This is a genomic window from Moorena sp. SIO3I8 (genome assembly GCF_010692325.1).
Classification (GTDB): domain Bacteria; phylum Cyanobacteriota; class Cyanobacteriia; order Cyanobacteriales; family Coleofasciculaceae; genus Moorena.
On sequence record NZ_JAAHHW010000013.1, the window covers coordinates 72,170 to 89,419 of the forward strand.

At 43.3% G+C, this 17,250-nt stretch carries 14 protein-coding genes and 1 other RNA gene; 6 read left to right on the plus strand and 9 right to left on the minus strand.

Annotation, left to right across the window (positions count from 1 at the left end):
• The first annotated feature begins 277 nt into the window (after nt 1-277).
• Nucleotides 278-1,954 (plus strand): class I SAM-dependent methyltransferase, encoded by a 1,677-nt coding sequence (locus F6K51_RS07545; protein WP_293019291.1) that lies wholly within the window; start codon nt 278-280, stop codon nt 1,952-1,954.
• Here the strand turns inward: F6K51_RS07545 and F6K51_RS07550 are convergent, their stop codons facing one another.
• On the minus strand, nt 1,955-2,830 hold the full coding sequence (locus F6K51_RS07550) for a shikimate dehydrogenase (RefSeq protein WP_293019307.1): 876 nt from the start codon (nt 2,828-2,830) through the stop codon (nt 1,955-1,957).
• 298 nt (nt 2,831-3,128) lie between these two features.
• On the opposite strand from F6K51_RS07550, the gene F6K51_RS07555 reads away from it, so the two are divergent.
• Nucleotides 3,129-4,610 carry a protein kinase gene (locus tag F6K51_RS07555; protein ID WP_293019293.1) on the plus strand — a complete coding sequence of 494 codons (1,482 nt, stop codon included), beginning with the start codon at nt 3,129-3,131 and terminating at the stop codon, nt 4,608-4,610.
• A gap of 115 nt (nt 4,611-4,725) precedes the next feature.
• Nucleotides 4,726-5,088, plus strand: coding sequence for a hypothetical protein (locus F6K51_RS07560; protein ID WP_293019295.1), 363 nt, complete (start codon nt 4,726-4,728; stop codon nt 5,086-5,088).
• Here the strand turns inward: F6K51_RS07560 and F6K51_RS07565 are convergent.
• On the minus strand, nt 5,070-6,311 hold the full coding sequence (locus tag F6K51_RS07565) for a transposase (RefSeq protein ID WP_293019297.1): 1,242 nt from the start codon (nt 6,309-6,311) through the stop codon (nt 5,070-5,072). The genes F6K51_RS07560 and F6K51_RS07565 overlap by 19 nt on opposite strands.
• A gap of 653 nt (nt 6,312-6,964) precedes the next feature.
• On the opposite strand from F6K51_RS07565, the gene F6K51_RS07570 reads away from it, so the two are divergent.
• Entirely contained in the window at nt 6,965-7,636 is a 672-nt protein-coding gene (locus tag F6K51_RS07570; RefSeq protein WP_198954190.1) for a hypothetical protein, read from the plus strand.
• A gap of 231 nt (nt 7,637-7,867) precedes the next feature.
• On the opposite strand, the gene ffs is transcribed toward F6K51_RS07570, so the two are convergent.
• The 7 genes from ffs to F6K51_RS07605 all read right to left on the minus strand — a co-directional run bounded on the left by ffs (nt 7,868) and on the right by F6K51_RS07605 (nt 15,284).
• Nucleotides 7,868-7,964: signal recognition particle sRNA small type (ffs, locus tag F6K51_RS07575), an RNA gene on the minus strand.
• 55 nt (nt 7,965-8,019) lie between these two features.
• Nucleotides 8,020-8,472: a hypothetical protein gene (locus tag F6K51_RS07580; RefSeq protein WP_075903342.1), complete on the minus strand. Its 453-nt coding sequence runs from the start codon at nt 8,470-8,472 to the stop codon at nt 8,020-8,022.
• A gap of 887 nt (nt 8,473-9,359) precedes the next feature.
• Nucleotides 9,360-11,219 carry a biosynthetic-type acetolactate synthase large subunit gene (gene ilvB, locus F6K51_RS07585; RefSeq protein ID WP_293019299.1) on the minus strand — a complete coding sequence of 620 codons (1,860 nt, stop codon included), beginning with the start codon at nt 11,217-11,219 and terminating at the stop codon, nt 9,360-9,362.
• 387 nt (nt 11,220-11,606) lie between these two features.
• Entirely contained in the window at nt 11,607-11,756 is a 150-nt protein-coding gene (locus F6K51_RS07590; RefSeq protein ID WP_293019300.1) for a hypothetical protein, read from the minus strand.
• A gap of 176 nt (nt 11,757-11,932) precedes the next feature.
• Nucleotides 11,933-12,334 carry an STAS/SEC14 domain-containing protein gene (locus tag F6K51_RS07595; RefSeq protein ID WP_293019301.1) on the minus strand — a complete coding sequence of 134 codons (402 nt, stop codon included), beginning with the start codon at nt 12,332-12,334 and terminating at the stop codon, nt 11,933-11,935.
• A 228-nt stretch (nt 12,335-12,562) separates the two neighbouring features.
• Complete coding sequence (locus tag F6K51_RS07600) at nt 12,563-14,281, minus strand: ABC transporter permease subunit (protein ID WP_293019302.1); 1,719 nt, start codon at nt 14,279-14,281, stop codon at nt 12,563-12,565.
• Nucleotides 14,282-14,333: 52 nt separating this feature from the next.
• Entirely contained in the window at nt 14,334-15,284 is a 951-nt protein-coding gene (locus tag F6K51_RS07605; RefSeq protein WP_070395840.1) for an ABC transporter ATP-binding protein, read from the minus strand.
• 496 nt (nt 15,285-15,780) lie between these two features.
• On the opposite strand from F6K51_RS07605, the gene leuB reads away from it, so the two are divergent.
• A complete protein-coding gene (leuB, locus tag F6K51_RS07610; protein WP_293019303.1) occupies nt 15,781-16,869 on the plus strand; it encodes a 3-isopropylmalate dehydrogenase in 1,089 nt (362 codons plus the stop codon).
• A gap of 174 nt (nt 16,870-17,043) precedes the next feature.
• The coding region (locus tag F6K51_RS07615; protein ID WP_365939922.1) for a hypothetical protein at nt 17,044-17,250 on the plus strand (207 nt) is incomplete at its 3' end.

A 17,250-nucleotide genomic window follows, 5' to 3' on the forward strand; every position in this document is an offset into this window, starting at 1 on the left:
TTACAGTGTAGAATCTGATCAGCCTAGTTTTCACACAGATGTGTCACGCAGTCAGCATCCGGCCTCCAATGGCAAATTTAATAATTTGGTCAACTTCAAGATTTTTGATCAATCAATATTAAGGAATAAGCAAGTGCACAAAATTAATTACAGATTAAAAAAAAACCTGACAATGTCAAGGTTACAGAGATTGCGAATAGGTAATTAATTCTGCGATCAGTGCTTAATGGGCTTTTGATTGAAAATATCCAAAAATTTAGTTACACAGAACAGCAAGATGAAAAATAACCGCAAAAATTCAACATCTATAGTTGACAAGGAGCAACAGGATTACGGCGAAAATCCAACTGCTGTTCGACAAACATCTCAATATCAAGCAGAATACATCCAAAGCTTTGTAGAAAAATGGGACGAGTTGATTAGCTGGGAAACCCGTGCCAAAAGTGAAGGTAGTTTTTTCATCGATATATTAAAACAACACGGTGTCAAAAAAGTCCTAGATGTAGCAACAGGAACTGGATTTCACTCCATTCGTCTGTTAAAAGCAGGATTTGAAGTGGTGAGTGCAGATGGGAGTCAGCAAATGCTCGCCAAAGCATTTGAAAATGGCCGTCGTCATGGTTTAATTCTGCGAACAGTGCAAGCGGATTGGCGGTGGTTAAATCGCGATATTCATAGTAAATTTGATGCTGTAATTTGTCTAGTAAATTCCTTTACTCATCTGTTTAGTGAGGGCGATCGCCGTAAAGCTTTGGCAGAATTCTATGCTGCACTTCGCTATGATGGCATTTTAATTCTAGATCAACGGAATTATGACAGCATTTTAGATCATGGCTTTTATTCAAAACATATTTACTACTATTGTGGTGAAGATGTTAAAGCCGAACCTGAATATTTGGATGAAGGTTTAGCTAGATTTAAATATGAATTCCCCGATCAATCGGTTTACCATCTTAATAGGTTTCCCCTGCGGAAGGATTACACCATAAATTTAATGCAAGAAGTAGGGTTTCAAGGAATTAAAACTTATGGGTATTTCCAAGAAAGCTATCATAATGATGAACAAGATTTCTTTGTTCATGTTGCCGAAAAAGAATACAAAAAGAAGGTGAAAGGACAAAACCAAGTGAACTATTCCACAACCGTTGATACCGCTCGAACTTATTACAACAGTGATAGTGCTGATCAATTCTATGCCACTGTTTGGGGCGGAGAAGATATTCATGTTGGTATCTATGAACGGGAAGATGAACCTGTTTTTGATGCCAGTCGCCGCACGGTTGAACGGGTCGCCTCATTACTGAACTTGAATGAAAATAGCTCCGTTCTCGATATTGGCTCGGGCTATGGTGGAGCAGCCCGTTATTTGGCTAAAACCTTCGGTTGTCATGTCACTTGTTTGAATGTAAGCAAAGTTCAGAATCAACGGAATTCTCAAATGAACCAAGAACAGGGACTTGGGTCTTTGATTGAAGTAATCGAGGGTAGTTTTGAAGACATTCCCTACGAGGATGAACAGTTTGATGTGGTGTGGTCTCAGGATGCAATTTTGCACAGTGGTAACCGGATTCAGTTGATTAAAGAGGTTCAGCGGGTGATGAAACCGGGAGGTGAATTCATCTTCACTGATCCCATGCAGAGTGATGACTGTCCCGAAGGATTGCTGCAACCGGTTTTAGACCGCATTCACCTCGACTCCCTTGGTTCTATTGAGTTCTATCGCAAGGCTGCTAAGGTTACAGGTTTAGAAGAAATCCAGGTGATTGATCTAACGGCGCAACTGGTGAACCATTATCGGCGAGTCCTAGAAACGGTAGATGCCAATTATCAGCAAGCCGTTGCCGATAGTGGCAAGGATTACATTGACGCCATGAAAGTAGGTCTTAATCATTGGATTGATGCTGGCAAGAACGGTTACCTCAGTTGGGGAATTCTGCATTTTCGCAAAAAGTAACTAACTTTTCAATAATCCCAATTTCTCCTGCAGAGCGTGACGCATAATATCCACTGGTGGAGTTTGTCCTAACCAAATTTTGAAAGCTGCTGCTCCCTGTTGCACCAGCATTTCCAATCCATCAATAGCGTACGCGCCCTGTTCCTTGGCTTGTCGTAAAAACTGAGTGGGATTAGGAGTATAAATCAAGTCATAAGCGATCGCATTTTCTGGCAACCTAGCCATGGTTACCTGATCCACAGGAGACTGCTCGACCTTGGGATACATTCCCACAGGAGTAGCATTAACTAACAAATTGGCTTGAGCCAGGAGTTCCGGTAGTTGTTGCCAAGGATGAGTATGAATAGTAATAGCAAGGTCAGAATTAATCCAGCTTTGCTTAAATTGACCTAACTTGTCCTGATTGCGGCCAAGCACATGAATCTCAGTACAACCGAGTTCGGCACAACCTACTACTACGGCTCGTGCTGCACCACCACACCCCAAAATGACTACAGTAGTTTGACTCCAATCCCGGTTATACCCTTGCAACGGGGTGATAAATCCTTCGATATCGGTATTCGTACCAATCCAACCGATATCGGTGCGATAAACAGTATTCACTGCTCCCACCCCTTGAGCCACTGTTGAAATTTCCGACAACAAGGGGATGATAGTCTGCTTGTGGGGAATGGTGATACTGAAGCCCACTAGACCAATCGCCTCAAAACCAGCGATCGCATTTTTCAAATCTGCTGATTTTACCGGTAAAGGTAGGTAGACATAATCGAGATCCAAAGATGCGATCGCTCGGTTATGCATCAGTGGTGATAAAGAATGTTCCACTGGATCACCAATCACACCCAGTAACTTTGTTGTTCCTGTTATTTGCACCATCACCCACGTTCTACGCACATAACTTTATAATTTTAAGCCTGAAATAGTTAATAATTGCGACCTTAATATTTCTTATTAACTATTTTTGATTAAGATTGCTGCCTTCGGTTGACAATTCGTTTACAATTCACCATCAACCGTCCACAATACTTACCCCAAGCATCACATTTGAATGAACTATCATTTTTCTGATGGTGGCTAAAATAGATCATATCGAGCCAATTCTAGTGCCAATTATAATACTAATTAACTAGGCAGCAACGGCATGAACCCAACTGGTATTCAAAAGAGTGGAGCCATGAATTCAATCATTTGTATGAAATGTGAGCAAATCAATCCCAGTCGGGCAAGTTTTTGCTCTCGTTGTGGTGCCTCTCTACTCCCTCCCAGTAGCAGTCTCTTAGACACTAATCTAGACAATAGTAATCTAGACAATAGTAATCTAGACAATAGTAATCTAGACAATAAATTAGAGACTGGAAGCCGATTACGCGATCGCTACATAATTCAGCGCACCTTAGGACAAGGGGGATTTGGCAAAACCTACCTCGCCAAAGACACTGGACGCTTTAATGAACTAGTAACCCTAAAAGAGCTGACTCCAAGAAACCAGGGCACCCAACCCATTGAAAAAGCCGAAGAACTATTTCAACGGGAAGCAACCATGCTGCACAAGCTTTCATCCCCCCAAATTCCGAGATTCTGGGAATTTTTTCGGGATGGCAAACGGTTGTTTCTCGTCCAAGACTACATTGAAGGAAAAACCTATCAAACCTTACTCGAAGAACGAGTAAGCAAAGGGGAACGGTTCAGCGAAACCGAAATTCTCCAACTGTTTCAGCAATTGCTCCCGGTCTTAAGCTACCTACACCAATTAGGCATAATTCACCGAGATATTGCTCCGGACAATATTATCCGTCGTGCTTCCGATGGACTACCAGTATTAATTGACTTGGGTGGTGTCAAACAAATTGCCCTAGAAGTCAATACCCCCGTAACCAGTGGGCAAAACTCCGCCATCTACGCTGGTGGGACTTGCTTAGGTAAAGTTGGCTATGCACCTGATGAACAGCTACGCTTAGGGATTGCTGCTCCCCATAGTGACCTGTATGCTTTGGGAGTAACAGCACTAGTACTAATGACTGGTAAACAGCCCCAGGAACTGGTTGACCCTTATACCCTTAGCTGGCGAACTGAAGAAGAAGTAACTTTATCTCCAGATTTTAATACTATCCTATCTCGTTTGCTGGCATCCCAACCCTCTGAGCGATTCCAATCTGCTGAACAGGTTCTAGACCTAATCCAAACCGATGATTCTGATGATTCTAAGGTTAGAGAAACAGAAATCAAGGGTACTGTGGCTGTAACTCCCCAGTCTAAATCCTACCCACCACCTACTCCCATCAATAATTCCGGTTGCAAGCAAGTGTTTGACGAATCTGTTCCAGTGCCAGCAGAGATTCAAGGCTGGAACTGGGGTGCCTTTTGTCTACCAGGTTTGTGGTGTGTCACCAATCAAGTTTGGATTGGACTGATTGCCTGGACCGATCTATCCTTAGTGACTGGATTTCTTGCTTGGCCAGTGATGGGGATTATTTTGGGCATCAAGGGCAATGAGTGGGCATGGAAAAGTCGCCGTTGGAAGAGTATCAAAACCTTTAAGCGCCATCAACGGGGTTGGGCAATCACATCCTTCGTCATTATTGGTATGATAGTTACCCTACTATTGTTGTTATTTTTAGTATTCTTTATTGGGATAACCTCCCTAGTGCCGTGGTGAATCACCGATTGCTCAACAGTAGCATCCGTGTGTTTATTGCGTTGCATGCTAGTTTCAGGTTAAACCCAGGGCATTGCTATTACTACCTACCATCACTATCTAAAGGAGAATAAAAATGACTAGCTTTCCTGCCTGGACTCAAATAATTGTCGCCATGTCAGAATCACAAGTTTTTTACACAGAAGAAGCAACAGGCTATGACAGCATCAGCTTGATTTTACCTGGAAAGCCCTTCGATCTAACCCTTTCCTTAGACACCTATGAAGACGCGATCGAGATAATTTTTGAAATTTATCCAGACCAAAATGCTTACCGATTAAATATGCGTAACAAGCAGGAAGGAGTAGACCTCCAACAGAAAAGTACTGAAGAAAATTTAGATTTAACTGGATTAGACGCACGGCAAATTGGAACCTACAGTGAATTTTGCCGACATTTAGAGGAATTGTATGGAGTAGCTCAAGAAGTAGGTTGGTGACACTCCCCGGTCATTAGACGCGGGGATTCTTGCTTCAACGAGCCAACTTGCTCAACCAGACCGGAGTCAGGAAAAGTAGAGGTCGATTCTCCGCAAGCGTTCGGATTTAAAATCCAAGTTCCTGTGTGCCCCACAGTACTCAAGGCTTTTTCCAGTATGTTGATGGCAGCATTGTGATCACGGTCTAACTGACAGCCACACTTACAGGCGTGAGTCCTAGTTGATAGAGACTTTTTCACGACCTCGCCACACTCAGAGCAGTTTTGGCTTGTATAGGCTGGGTTGACTGCAACAGTTACCCGGCCAAACTTAGTTCCAAAATGCTCCATCCATTTCCTAAACTGATACCAACCTGCATCATTAATAGACTTGGCGAGACAGTGGTTTTTAACTAAATTCCTTACCCTTAAATCTTCGTAGGCCACCAAATCGTTAGATTGGATTACGCAACGCGCCAGTCTCTTGGCGTGTTCTTCACGTTGCCTACTTATTCTAAGGTGTTCTCTACCTAGTTTGTTAATGGCTTTTCGACGGTTAGCAGAGCCTTTCTTTTTTCGGGAAACCCGACGTTGATAAAACTTTAAACGCTTTTCACCCGTTCTATAAAACCGAGGGTTGGGTTGTGTATTGCCGTCGGAATCCGTATAGAAATCCTTCAGTCCTACATCCAGTCCTACGGTTTTTCCAGTTGGCTTTAATTTTTCGTTGACATCAACTGAAACACAGAACTGGAGGTAGTACCCGTCAGCTCGTCGAACTATCCGAACCCTTTTGATTTGTTTTTTGTCGAATCGCCACAAGTCCCAAGTACCTTTGAGCTTGAGCTTTCCAATTCCCTTCTTGTCACTAAACGTAATCGACTTTTTATCAGGGGAAAACTTCCAACCGGACTGTTTGTACTCAACTGAACGACAGTTCTTCTGGAACTTAGGAAAGCCTTTTTTTCCAGGTATTTTTTTCTTGCAATTGTCGTAGAAACGGACGATTGATGACCATGCCCTCTCCGCAGCAGCTTGACGGGCAGTAGAGTTCAGTTCATTAGCAAATGGGAATTCTCTAGCCAAGACCTTGCAGTATTTGCTAAGGTCATACTTTCCAGTTTGTTTGTTGTCCATCCATAGCCTTATGCAGCTATTGCGGATAAATCTAACCGTTCTAATAGCCTCATCTATGGCTTGGTATTGGTGCTTTTTGCCGTAGGCTTTGAACTCAATTATGATCATTGACCTAAGGTCAAGCTCCGCGAACGGATATCGACCTTTTTTGTTACTGTTTTATACTACCATACCCGGCTACAAAATTTTGATTATTCTCAGATATTCTCTTCACTGCGGCTAAAGCCACCATTTCGCTTTCATCCCGGAGACTAAACCTTATCAGAGGGTCGCCTTAATCAATAAGTTTTAATCCTTATCTGCATAGCCTGCCAACTATAAAGGATCCACTCTTCTTACGGTAACTTCTGACCCGGTCTAAAGACACGGGGCTTTCAGCATCGTTGATTCTTTGTAAGCTATCAGCTATTAGCTGATAGCTATTAGCTTTTGAATAAAGAGCTAAGCATTCGTTCTGTCAGAGTGTCAAAGCCTGTGCCACAAATAGAAGTCTGTGTCACAATAGAAGCCTGTTCCACAAAGCCTTTCGGTGTAGCGTAGCCATAGGCCAAGGACTTTTATCAATACTTTCACTTATCATTAATCTATCAATATTAAATTCTCCCGGGTTTATTTTAATCTGACCGCTGAACGCTGACTGCTGTTCGCGCACCGTGCGCGTAGCGCATATGCTTTGCTAACTAATTACCAGGTTTTACAGCTTGTCTTTTGATATTTTAAATGACATGATATACACTACCATGGGCAATTTAGCAAAGTCCATGGTTAAAACAACAACTGTCGATCGGATGAGCAAGACCTTATTCACTTACCGACCCAAAGAAATCCCACTCAGCCCTCAGCACTTAGCACTATTTTCAGCACTTAGAACTATTTTAAGATTAGCATCAGCCAGTTTGCTAACTATCAGCTTACTAGGTAGTGGTTGTGGAATGGCTAGCCATGAAGATCTAGATTCTGAACAGACCCATGCTCAGGTCCATGGTGATAAAACTGAAACCGGTAATCACCATAGTAAAGACATGGAGCATAATCACCATAATCACAAAGTCGGCAGCAGTAGTCACCATGGTGAAGATATGGGTCATCATCATGGCACAATGGAAATTCCTTCTGGTCAACCTGTTCCAGATGTTGACATAGTGGTGTATCCAGATCCGATGACAGGATGGAATTTGGAAATAAAGGTTTCTAACTTCCAATTTTCTGCCAAGAATGCTAGCAAAGCCCATCAACCAGGAGAAGGACATGCCCATCTATTCATCAATGGCAAAAAAATTACCAGGATTTACGGCAATTGGTATTATATTGGCAAGCTTGAACCTGGTAGAAATGAAATCACGGTTACCTTAAATTCCAACAACCATCAGGATTTAGTTCATAATGGTGAATTGATTTCAGATACTGAAATTATCGAGCTTACCTCAAATTAGGCTAACTATAGGGTGATGATTGATGGGGGAAGCTAACACATCACTGGAAACTTCGGATCAGTAGTAAACAGGGATATATCGCTTTTTAGTAGTGTTTTCTTTCACTACTGTTTCCGCCAATTCTTCTTCCCTTGTCTGAAGTTACGCCGCCCGCCCGAAGTAACTATATCTGAAGTTACTGATAACTGGAGGGATGTCTATTGTGTTATGGCTATGTGTTGTGGCTACGAGGATGACCCGGAGTCCACGCCTATCGTAAGCATCCCGTATTGCTGCTACCTTCCGGTCCTGACAAGGTTTGGGCGTTGCGATCGCGTCGATCCGAGCCACTTATTATAATAGCATCAATTTGGCAAAATGGGAAGGAAGATCTCAGTTTTGATCTATTTCGCGAATATCCCCACCCCGTAATAGCATGAAGAGCTTACACAGTGGGGCATACCGACTTTAACCATAAATTTCCCACTGCCGCGAGGGGTAACTTGAACAATCGGATATTGACCATAGTCAGTATCATAGTCAACGGTTTGGCCATTGTTATCATACAGACCTAGGTCAATATCGAGACAAGCATCATCACAAAAACTTACTAAGGTATAAGATTTACCAGCTTCTAGATCCAGGGTAAATGCATCGACTTGGTTCCGGGAAAGTCTATTTACTACCGGTCGATGAGTTGGCATATAATCGCGGTCTCTTAAATACTGTGCTGCTGCGATTAATTTATTTTCAACTTGCCCCTGACGAGGAGAGCTAGCCAAACCAGCAGTGGGGGTGAATAGTAAGCTACTAGCTAGGAGAGCTAGGCCATTCCGAACTATCTTAGTATTAATCATATATAATAGCAATAAGCGTTTGATTTAATGTTGACTTAAGAGTGATTTTTAGTTATTCCAATTCTCAGCAATGCCTGCAACCAATAAATCTTACCTTTTGGTAATTGATAATTGGAGTAGGATTACCGATGGCTCGAACAATCCTACCTATTTTGCAGGCTTAAAAAGCCTTCTAGCATAACAATCTAGTAATCTTAGTTCACTCATGGTTGATTAGTGCTTGTTGTACCAATCCAAAATCACCAATAATGTAGAGGCGCACACACAGCATTTTCAAACGAGTAGCAGATTCTTGGGTAGTCAATAGGATTCACTATTAACAGTTATAGCAGTCGCCAGGGCAGGCGCGGACATGACAAAAGTCTCAAACCTAAGTAAGCGCAAGAGTTTGACTTCTGACTTCTGACTTCTGACTTCTGACTTCTGCTATATCACTAGAATCTTGATTACTGACTAGCTCCTCTAGGTGGCTTATGTTATGATTATCGGAGACTAATGTATGGGATAACGTATACTAATGTATAACTTATGTATGATTACCCTCAAGGATTATCAATCTGGCAGGTAATTAAAAATTAGCTATTAGCCATTCCAGAAGCTGATAGCTGATAGCACCTCAAGTAGCACCATCTGTAGCGCATTAGCTGATAGCTGAGCAATAAGTCCCATTAAACTGACGATACTTACCAAAAAAAATACTCCGCTGGTGAGCGAAGTAAGTAAGTTTAAAGGAGCAATGATAAGCTTTGCTGAACTAAGGAATGATATGAATTAGACTTGGGTAGTTAGCAAATAGTGAATTACCAATTATCCATTACTATTATCTATTACCCATTACCCTAAATCATGCCATTAATCAGCAATGTCAAATCCTTAGGTACACAATATTAAAGCTTGGTGCCGCACTCAGGACAAAAATTGTTACTTGCTACATTCTTGGCACCACAGTTACTGCAATAGATTAGCTCCGTAGCATTCTTGAGTATTGGTTTTTCTGGTAAACCAATCATTTGGGCATTACTCTTACCAGGGGCTACCATTGGGTAACAATTCTCGTCTTTGGTTACATGAACATCTAACAACACAGGACCATCGTAGGCTAGCATTTGTGCGATCGCATCCTGTAGTTCATCCCGAGTAGTAACTATCATGCCCTTAACCCCGTAAGCCTGAGCCAGTTGCACAAAATCCGGCATCCCGACTTCCATATTTGAAGAGGAATAACGCTGCCCATAGAACGCTTGTTGCCACTGGCGTACCATTCCCTGCCAACCGTTGTTAATAATCACGGTCTTAACATTGATGCCATATTGAGCCAGGGTACCCAGTTCCTGGATATTCATCTGAATACTGGCATCACCGGCAATACAAATCACTTGCTGATCTCGGAATGCTACCTGCACTCCCATGGCTGCTGGCATGCCATAGCCCATGGTTCCCAATCCCCCACTGGAAATCCACTGGCGCGGTCCATTATTAAGAAATTGCGCTGCCCACATCTGATGTTGACCGACATCCGTGGTGTAGTAAGCCTTTGGTGCTTGACGCCCTACCTCTACAATCACTTCTTGGGGAGATAGACTATCGGGGTATTCAGGCACCTGCAAGGGATATTCCTGACGCCAACGGTTAATCCGTGCTAGCCACTCCTGGGTTTGATTAGGTTCTGCTGAGATATTCATTTCCTGGTAACGGCGCAACATATCTTGCAAAACCCGGCGCACATCCCCTACTATTGGCACTTGGGGATAGCGGTTTTTCCCAACCTCAGCCGGATCAATGTCGATGTGAATGACTTGAGCGTGAGAGGCAAACTGATCCAGTTTCCCGGTCACCCGGTCATCAAATCGCGCTCCTACAGCAATCAGTAAGTCACACTCACTAACAGCAAAGTTAGCATAGGCAGTGCCATGCATCCCCAGCATTTTTAGCGATAGGGGATGGGATTCGTCAAATGCTCCCTTGCCCATCAACGTGGTAGTTACCGGAATTTGGAAGATTTCTGCCAGTTGGCGCAGTTCATCATGGGCACCAGCAGCAATGGTTCCGCCACCAACGTAAAGCAGGGGTCGTCGTGCTTGCCGAATTAAATTTAGGGCTTGGTTAATTTGGCGGGGATTGCCCTTTAGTGTTGGACGATAGCCCACCAACTTGAGTTGATTAGCTTCCACCGGTACATAGTCACATTCCTCTAAACCCACGTCTTTGGGTATGTCAATCAGGACTGGTCCAGGACGTCCGGTGCTAGCGATGTGGAAAGCTTCGGCAACAATCCGCGCCATATCAGCAGGGTCACGCACCACATAAGAGTGTTTGACAACGGGCAAAGTAATCCCAAAGATATCGGTTTCCTGGAAGGCATCAGAACCAATAGCAGCACGGGCGACTTGACCGGTTACACAAATTAGGGGAATTGAGTCCATGTGAGCAGTAGCTATACCGGTAACTAGGTTAGTGGCTCCCGGACCAGATGTAGCAAAACAGACACCGACTTTGCCAGTAGCACGGGCATAACCATCAGCAGCGTGGGATGCTCCTTGCTCGTGTCGGACTAGGATGTGCTGTATTTTACCAGCATCTTCCCAGTGGTATAGTTCGTCATATATCGGTAGAATTGCCCCACCGGGATAGCCGAAGATATGGGTCACACCGTGACGGTGGAGACTATCCATTAGAGCAAATGCTCCTGTGCGGCGAGTGGGGGTAGTTGATGAGCCTGGGGTTGTTGAGATTACTTGGGATTGCACGCTTATCACCTCTAGTGGTAGATCAGGTCCTTTGGTGCGACCTGTGGCCAATTAAATTCGCCAAGGTCAAGAACACCTATGCTGTTAAGGGTGTTAGATTGCTGATAATAGCTGAGCAGAATTTTAGAATAACTGTTAATTTTACTACAGTACGGGTTTTGTATTTCAGTTTACTCTTAATATATGGAACTGTCCAGACAACTTGGCAGGATTTTTCCTTTGAGCACTCTGGGTCTAGTTATCAGCTAGAACCATAAAATAGATAAATCAGTCTACGATTGTATGCTAGTGGTAACTCTAACTAGTTATGCTTTAGGAAAAATTTATAATTTATGGTATTATTTTTTTTTAGTGCTAAATAATTCCAACTGGCATCAAGTTTCAAATTTATATTTGAGGGAATAGGGAATAGGGCATAGGGAATAGGGAATAGGGAATAGGGAATAGGGAATAGGGAATAGGGAATAGGGAATAGGGAATAGGGAATAGGGAATAGGGAATAGGGAATAGTAATACTATTTGAGGAGTTAAATACAATTGAAATTAATTTTATTTTTTTTCTGGTAATATATTTCAATATAAAATAAGTTAAATATGATAGTTTAAACACTAAAAAACACAACTAAAACCAACATTTATTTAAAATTGCCTCTTGTTTATTGCATTATTTAAATATTTGTTGAGTATAATAAAACCAGAATATCGTTGATTTATCAGACATTGCCAGGGAAATGAATATCCAAATCTGCCATCAGGGTGCTTAAGGATATTTGGCGCAAACGAGCTAATTCTGCCATGGCTTCGACACGTTTAGCTTCGATGGTTTCCACTTGATCACTTAAAGCCAAAAGTTCCCTATACTGACCAGGTGTCAGCATCTCCATTCTTCGTTTTTCAATCAGTTCATCGTAACGGTTTTGAATTTCTGGTGGTACACCTTGATTAATAGTTATTAGCAACCTAGCCTGATCTGAAGAAAGACTGGGGGCTTTCCGTTGTGCCTGGAGGGATATGATGTATGCTCCAACTTTCTCCAGTTCAGATAAACTGAGTTGTTCAACAGCTCTCAGTAACTGCTCGTAGGAGAGCTGAGCTTCAACTTTAAGATTTACCATTGGTTGTTGTCGATTTTAGCGCTAATTAAATTATAAAAAATTAAATTATAAAAAAATAGGAGCGAAGCATTGGGATAATGCTAAACACTCCAAGCTAGATTTTATGTTTAAATGTTTCGCGATAATTAGGATAAAAAACCCTTTTATAATCCAGTCCTTGATTAGGGTAGGAAAGTTGCTCGACGCGCGACCTAAGGGTCGAAACAACCCTTAGGTAGACTAAAAAAATTAATCAGCAGTGACGGGTAATTGGGTTTTTCCAGAAAGCAAGGCTTTGGTGGTTGATTCTCCTGCTTGTCGCAATTGTCTTCCTAGCTGTACGTTCAATAACGTTAGGGCTAGGGACTGACCAATGATGGCCAAGAAAACACTACTTGCAGTAGCATGCTGCAAACTAGTCCAATGGAATGCGGAAAATAGCCATAAAGCAGGAGTCTCATAGGGATCCATCGACCCAATCGAGAAAAGGATGGGGGGTAAGAGAATCAATCCTCCTACCGTTATCACAGCACCAGCAGCTCGCTTCTTTGCTTTCATCAACAGCATTAACTGAGCAACTGTGGCGTAGATCATGATAATACTGCTATTGAGCAACAGTGCGAACAGGGCAGCTATCTTGTACTCATTGGCAGGCCAAAGTAGGATCCAGGGCAGTAACATCGCAGATGCGATCGCACAATTTATTGCCACTGCCACCACAGCCGGACTTTTGTCACCCCAGATTAAGTCAGCTATCAGCCCTCCTTTTTTGCGGAAAGTCCGATCCTGATGTCGGTAGCGCGCCCAATCTTGCAAGGTTTGTCGATGGGGACTCAAAGCAGCAATCAGAGCTAGAAACAGCACCACATTGAACACCAGCAGCATCTGTGAATTCTGTTCCAAGCCATGGGTATAACCACGCCAGTTTTTGACTTGAGGGTTGAGGGCAAATCCTAAAATCACTGCTTCCAAGCTAGCGGTCAGCCAGTAACTCTGTTGCTTGTTAATCAGGGTTGCTTTAGGGTTATGGAAGCAACGATTTAGCCCTTGCCCAAGCCAGTAGCTGCCAACACCGTAGTTGAGGACAATAAAACCAGCCATAGTCCAGAAACTGGCACCGATATGGATACCAAACCAGCGCAAATCTTGGAAACTACGGTGATAAGTAGAAATCCTACTTGCATCAAAGGAATTAGAATCAATCAGGTACGGTAAGACAATGGTGGGATTAAACAACGTTAGCCAGTCAGCTGGGTAATTGCTGACACCACTGTCATGAATCACCATGGTCGTGATCCACAAGAAGATGAGTACAGCACCAGAACCTAACCAAGCTTGGAAACCTCCTAGAGATCTGCTAACTAAGCCAAATAGTAGCGCCATGCTATAGCAAAATAGGCAACTGGTAGCGAGAACGGTGTAAAATCCTAAAAGCTCAATCAAATGGATTTGACCAGCAATAGCTGCACAAAAATGCAATGGTAAGGCGAAACCAACTGCTAGATAAAGCAATGCTGGTACCCCCAGTAGTTTGCCACCTAGGATGCTCCGGCTTGACTGAGGTGTCAGGCGCAGAAAGTTCAGGGTGCCACGACTTTCTTCTTTGGAGAGGTCACTGATTAGCATATAGGTGCCAACCACCAACAAGCTGAAAACCGCGATAATACTCAGCCAGACAAATACATCTTGCCACCACAGAGGCCAGTTAATCTCAAAACCTCCCAAGCCATCTGGTAGGCAAGGACGCTGGTAATCGTAGTTGACACCAGTGCAATATCGGTTATAAATGGTACGGTCACCATCAACTACTGGTAGCTTACTTCCAAAACCGATCAGCATCATCAACTGACCAACCAAGGATATTGCCACTGTAATCAGGACATTGCGCTGTTTGAAACGGCCTTTGAGTTCTCGAAACACCTGGGGATTCAATTCCCCAAGTTGGTTAACTAAATTATTAAGTGCCATATCGCTATTAGTCTCCTTTTACTCGCCATGTGATGAGGCAGCTATGATCGAGCTATGATGCTTGCTGATGACCTAATTTAAGGAAAATTGTTTCTAAGTCTTCTTGAGAGCACTGGAATTCTGTCAAGGGAATCCCAGCATTAACCAGCGATCGCAATAGCTGTGCACAATCCTCTTGACCTCCTGAAAAATGAATCCGCATCCGACCTGGTTCTGGTAATATCTCCCAGTCTTCTACAAGGGGATTATTTTTCAATTCCCCTTTAAGTACATCCAGCTGACCTAGGCTTGACAACAGAATTTGCTGGCGACCAAGACGCTGGTAAAACTCATCTAGGGGTGCGCTTTCTACCAAATACCCTAATTCCATGATGCCTACTGAACTACACAGTTGGGCTAAATCACTCAAGACATGGGAGGAAATCAGAATCGTCATCCCCGCTTCTTGGAGAACCTTAATAATTTCCCGAAACTTCATTCTAGCAATGGGGTCAAGACCAGAGACTGGCTCATCCAGCAGCAGTAAAATCGGTTCATGAATAATAGTTCGAGCCAGGCTAAGCCGCTGTTTCATCCCCCGGGAGAGGGTAGAAATCAAGCTATTACGCTTGTTGGTTAATTCAATCAGTTCCAGAACATCGTATAAGCGTTGTCGGCGTTTTGAGCCTCGTAATTTATATAGACGTGCGAAGTAGTCTAGGTAGTCCCAAACCGTTAAATCTTCATAGAGGGGAAAATCATCAGGTAGATAGCCTAAACGCTGTTTTAGCCTAGGATTGCTTTGATCTCTTAGCAAACGCTGACCATTGATGTAAATCTCACCAGTGGTAGGTTCTTCCGCTGCAGCTAACATCCGGATCAGGGTGGTTTTTCCAGCACCATTCGGTCCAATTAAGCCGTAAACTTCACCGCTTTCCACTTGCAAATCCACCTCATGCACAGCCACATGGCGGTCGAATTGCTTGGTGAGTCCACGGATATCAATAGCCAATTCTTTTACCATCAGAGTCTGGTTTTAGCTGTTTCAATTACCTAATACTAAGGTCTGTCTGAGCCAATAGAGGATAAGAGCAAAGCCTCCTCTTGGTGGGCCCTAGCGCTTTCAAAAAGGGCGGGGTCGCACCACAAAGGGAAATTCATAGTTTCGCTTAACCCATTAAGAATTAAATTCGCTACGGGTCGCACCTGATGTTGGTTTTTTCTCCAGCCTAGCGCTTTCTTGTTGATCTATGGGTTGACCTAGGGCGGTTGAGCTTGCCTAGAATTATTTTAATTATTGATTTTTATCAGTTATCGCTAGCTTAGGGATTCGTTCCGGACTGTTACCTTGTTGCGAGGTCTGAGTCTATCAGTTACATCGGTGACATCCCTTAACCTATCCCTTGCCAGCTCTGCTGATCAAAAAATTACCCTGATACACCGGCCAGATGCTATAGTATCGAACGCTGCAACTTTGACCCACGACACCTATACTTACTTAAGCATCGACCAAACTAACTATGACTTACTCCTACCGCATTACCCTACTCCCTGGTGACGGGATTGGCCCAGAAATCATGGCAGTAGCTGTAGATGTGTTGAACTTTGTTGGCAAGAGATTCGATATTAATTTTAAATTTACTGAAGCCCTAATTGGTGGCGTAGCTATTGATGCTACTAATGAACCCCTACCTACTGATACGCTAGAACTATGTCGCAATAGTGATGCCGTTTTACTCGCTGCCATTGGGGGTTACAAGTGGGATAATCTGCCGCGCCACCAACGACCAGAAACCGGATTGTTGGGATTAAGAGCAGGGTTAGGGTTGTTTGCTAATCTACGACCAGCGACAATATTCCCCCAACTGATTGATGCCTCGACCTTGAAACGAAACGTGGTTGAAGGGGTGGATATTATGGTGGTTAGAGAACTCACTGGTGGCATCTACTTTGGACAACCTAAAGGGATTTTTTCTCAGGAAACTGGCGAGAAACGGGGAGTCAATACTATGGCTTACACCGAAGCCGAAATTGACCGCATTGCTAGAGTAGGGTTTGAAACGGCTAAAAAACGCGGTGGTAAACTTTGTTCAGTGGATAAAGCTAATGTGTTGGATGTTTCCCAGTTGTGGCGCGATCGCATTACAACCCTAGCAGCGGAATATCCTGATGTGGAACTGTCTCACCTATATGTGGATAATGCTGCTATGCAATTGGTCAGAGCTCCGAAACAATTTGATACCATCGTTACTGGTAATATGTTCGGGGATATTTTATCCGATGCTGCTGCTATGCTTACCGGTAGTATTGGCATGTTACCCTCTGCCAGTTTAAGCGAATCTAACCCTGGAGTCTTTGAACCCGTTCATGGCTCAGCTCCAGATATTGCTGGTCAAGATAAAGCCAATCCCCTAGCGATGGTACTCAGTGCTGCGATGATGTTACGTTATGGCTTAGACCAGCCTGAAGCAGCAGATTGCATTGAACAAGCAGTTGTCAAGGTTTTAGATAAAGGCGATCGCACAGGAGATATCATCTCAGAAGGCATGAATCTCTTAGGTTGTCGGGCTATGGGAGATTCCCTAATTGAGTGCTTAGAGCAATCTTGATGTTATCCCTTGATATTATCAATTGATTTTATCGTGTAAACCTGCGGTTACTTATAATAACTCAGGAAAATCTCTTGGTTTCACCTGGTTAATCAGTGCCCTCTTGTCGAAATACCCCCTTGCCGTGAGGGCGTGATTGCATTAAAGTCAAACTGAAATAATAGGGTAAAAAGTGTGGTGTATACATCACAGCAAAGACAAGAAAACTACCAAACTCGGATTGAGCTACCGAAGCTGATAGACCCTACGGTTTTGAGAGCAGCTAAGCACATCTACCAGGTTTACTACGAAGTTCATCCATACCTTGATGAACAGCCATCTGGTGTAGCCATTGACAGATATACCCTCAGAGGAAAGTTAATCTTTAGTGATAAACCTATC

What these genes read in the sequence shown, in the direction of transcription:
- F6K51_RS07550 (WP_293019307.1), bottom strand. Translation starts at nt 2,830, where the DNA reads ATGGTGCAAATAACAGGAACAACAAAGTTACTGGGTGTGATTGGTGAT.
- F6K51_RS07600 (WP_293019302.1), bottom strand. Translation starts at nt 14,281, where the DNA reads ATGGCACTTAATAATTTAGTTAACCAACTTGGGGAATTGAATCCCCAG.
- F6K51_RS07560 (WP_293019295.1), top strand. Translation starts at nt 4,726, where the DNA reads ATGACTAGCTTTCCTGCCTGGACTCAAATAATTGTCGCCATGTCAGAA.
- F6K51_RS07580 (WP_075903342.1), bottom strand. Translation starts at nt 8,472, where the DNA reads ATGATTAATACTAAGATAGTTCGGAATGGCCTAGCTCTCCTAGCTAGT.
- F6K51_RS07565 (WP_293019297.1), bottom strand. Translation starts at nt 6,311, where the DNA reads ATGATCATAATTGAGTTCAAAGCCTACGGCAAAAAGCACCAATACCAA.
- F6K51_RS07570 (WP_198954190.1), top strand. Translation starts at nt 6,965, where the DNA reads ATGGTTAAAACAACAACTGTCGATCGGATGAGCAAGACCTTATTCACT.
- leuB (WP_293019303.1), top strand. Translation starts at nt 15,781, where the DNA reads ATGACTTACTCCTACCGCATTACCCTACTCCCTGGTGACGGGATTGGC.
- F6K51_RS07605 (WP_070395840.1), bottom strand. Translation starts at nt 15,284, where the DNA reads ATGGTAAAAGAATTGGCTATTGATATCCGTGGACTCACCAAGCAATTC.
- F6K51_RS07595 (WP_293019301.1), bottom strand. Translation starts at nt 12,334, where the DNA reads ATGGTAAATCTTAAAGTTGAAGCTCAGCTCTCCTACGAGCAGTTACTG.
- F6K51_RS07545 (WP_293019291.1), top strand. Translation starts at nt 278, where the DNA reads ATGAAAAATAACCGCAAAAATTCAACATCTATAGTTGACAAGGAGCAA.
- F6K51_RS07555 (WP_293019293.1), top strand. Translation starts at nt 3,129, where the DNA reads ATGAATTCAATCATTTGTATGAAATGTGAGCAAATCAATCCCAGTCGG.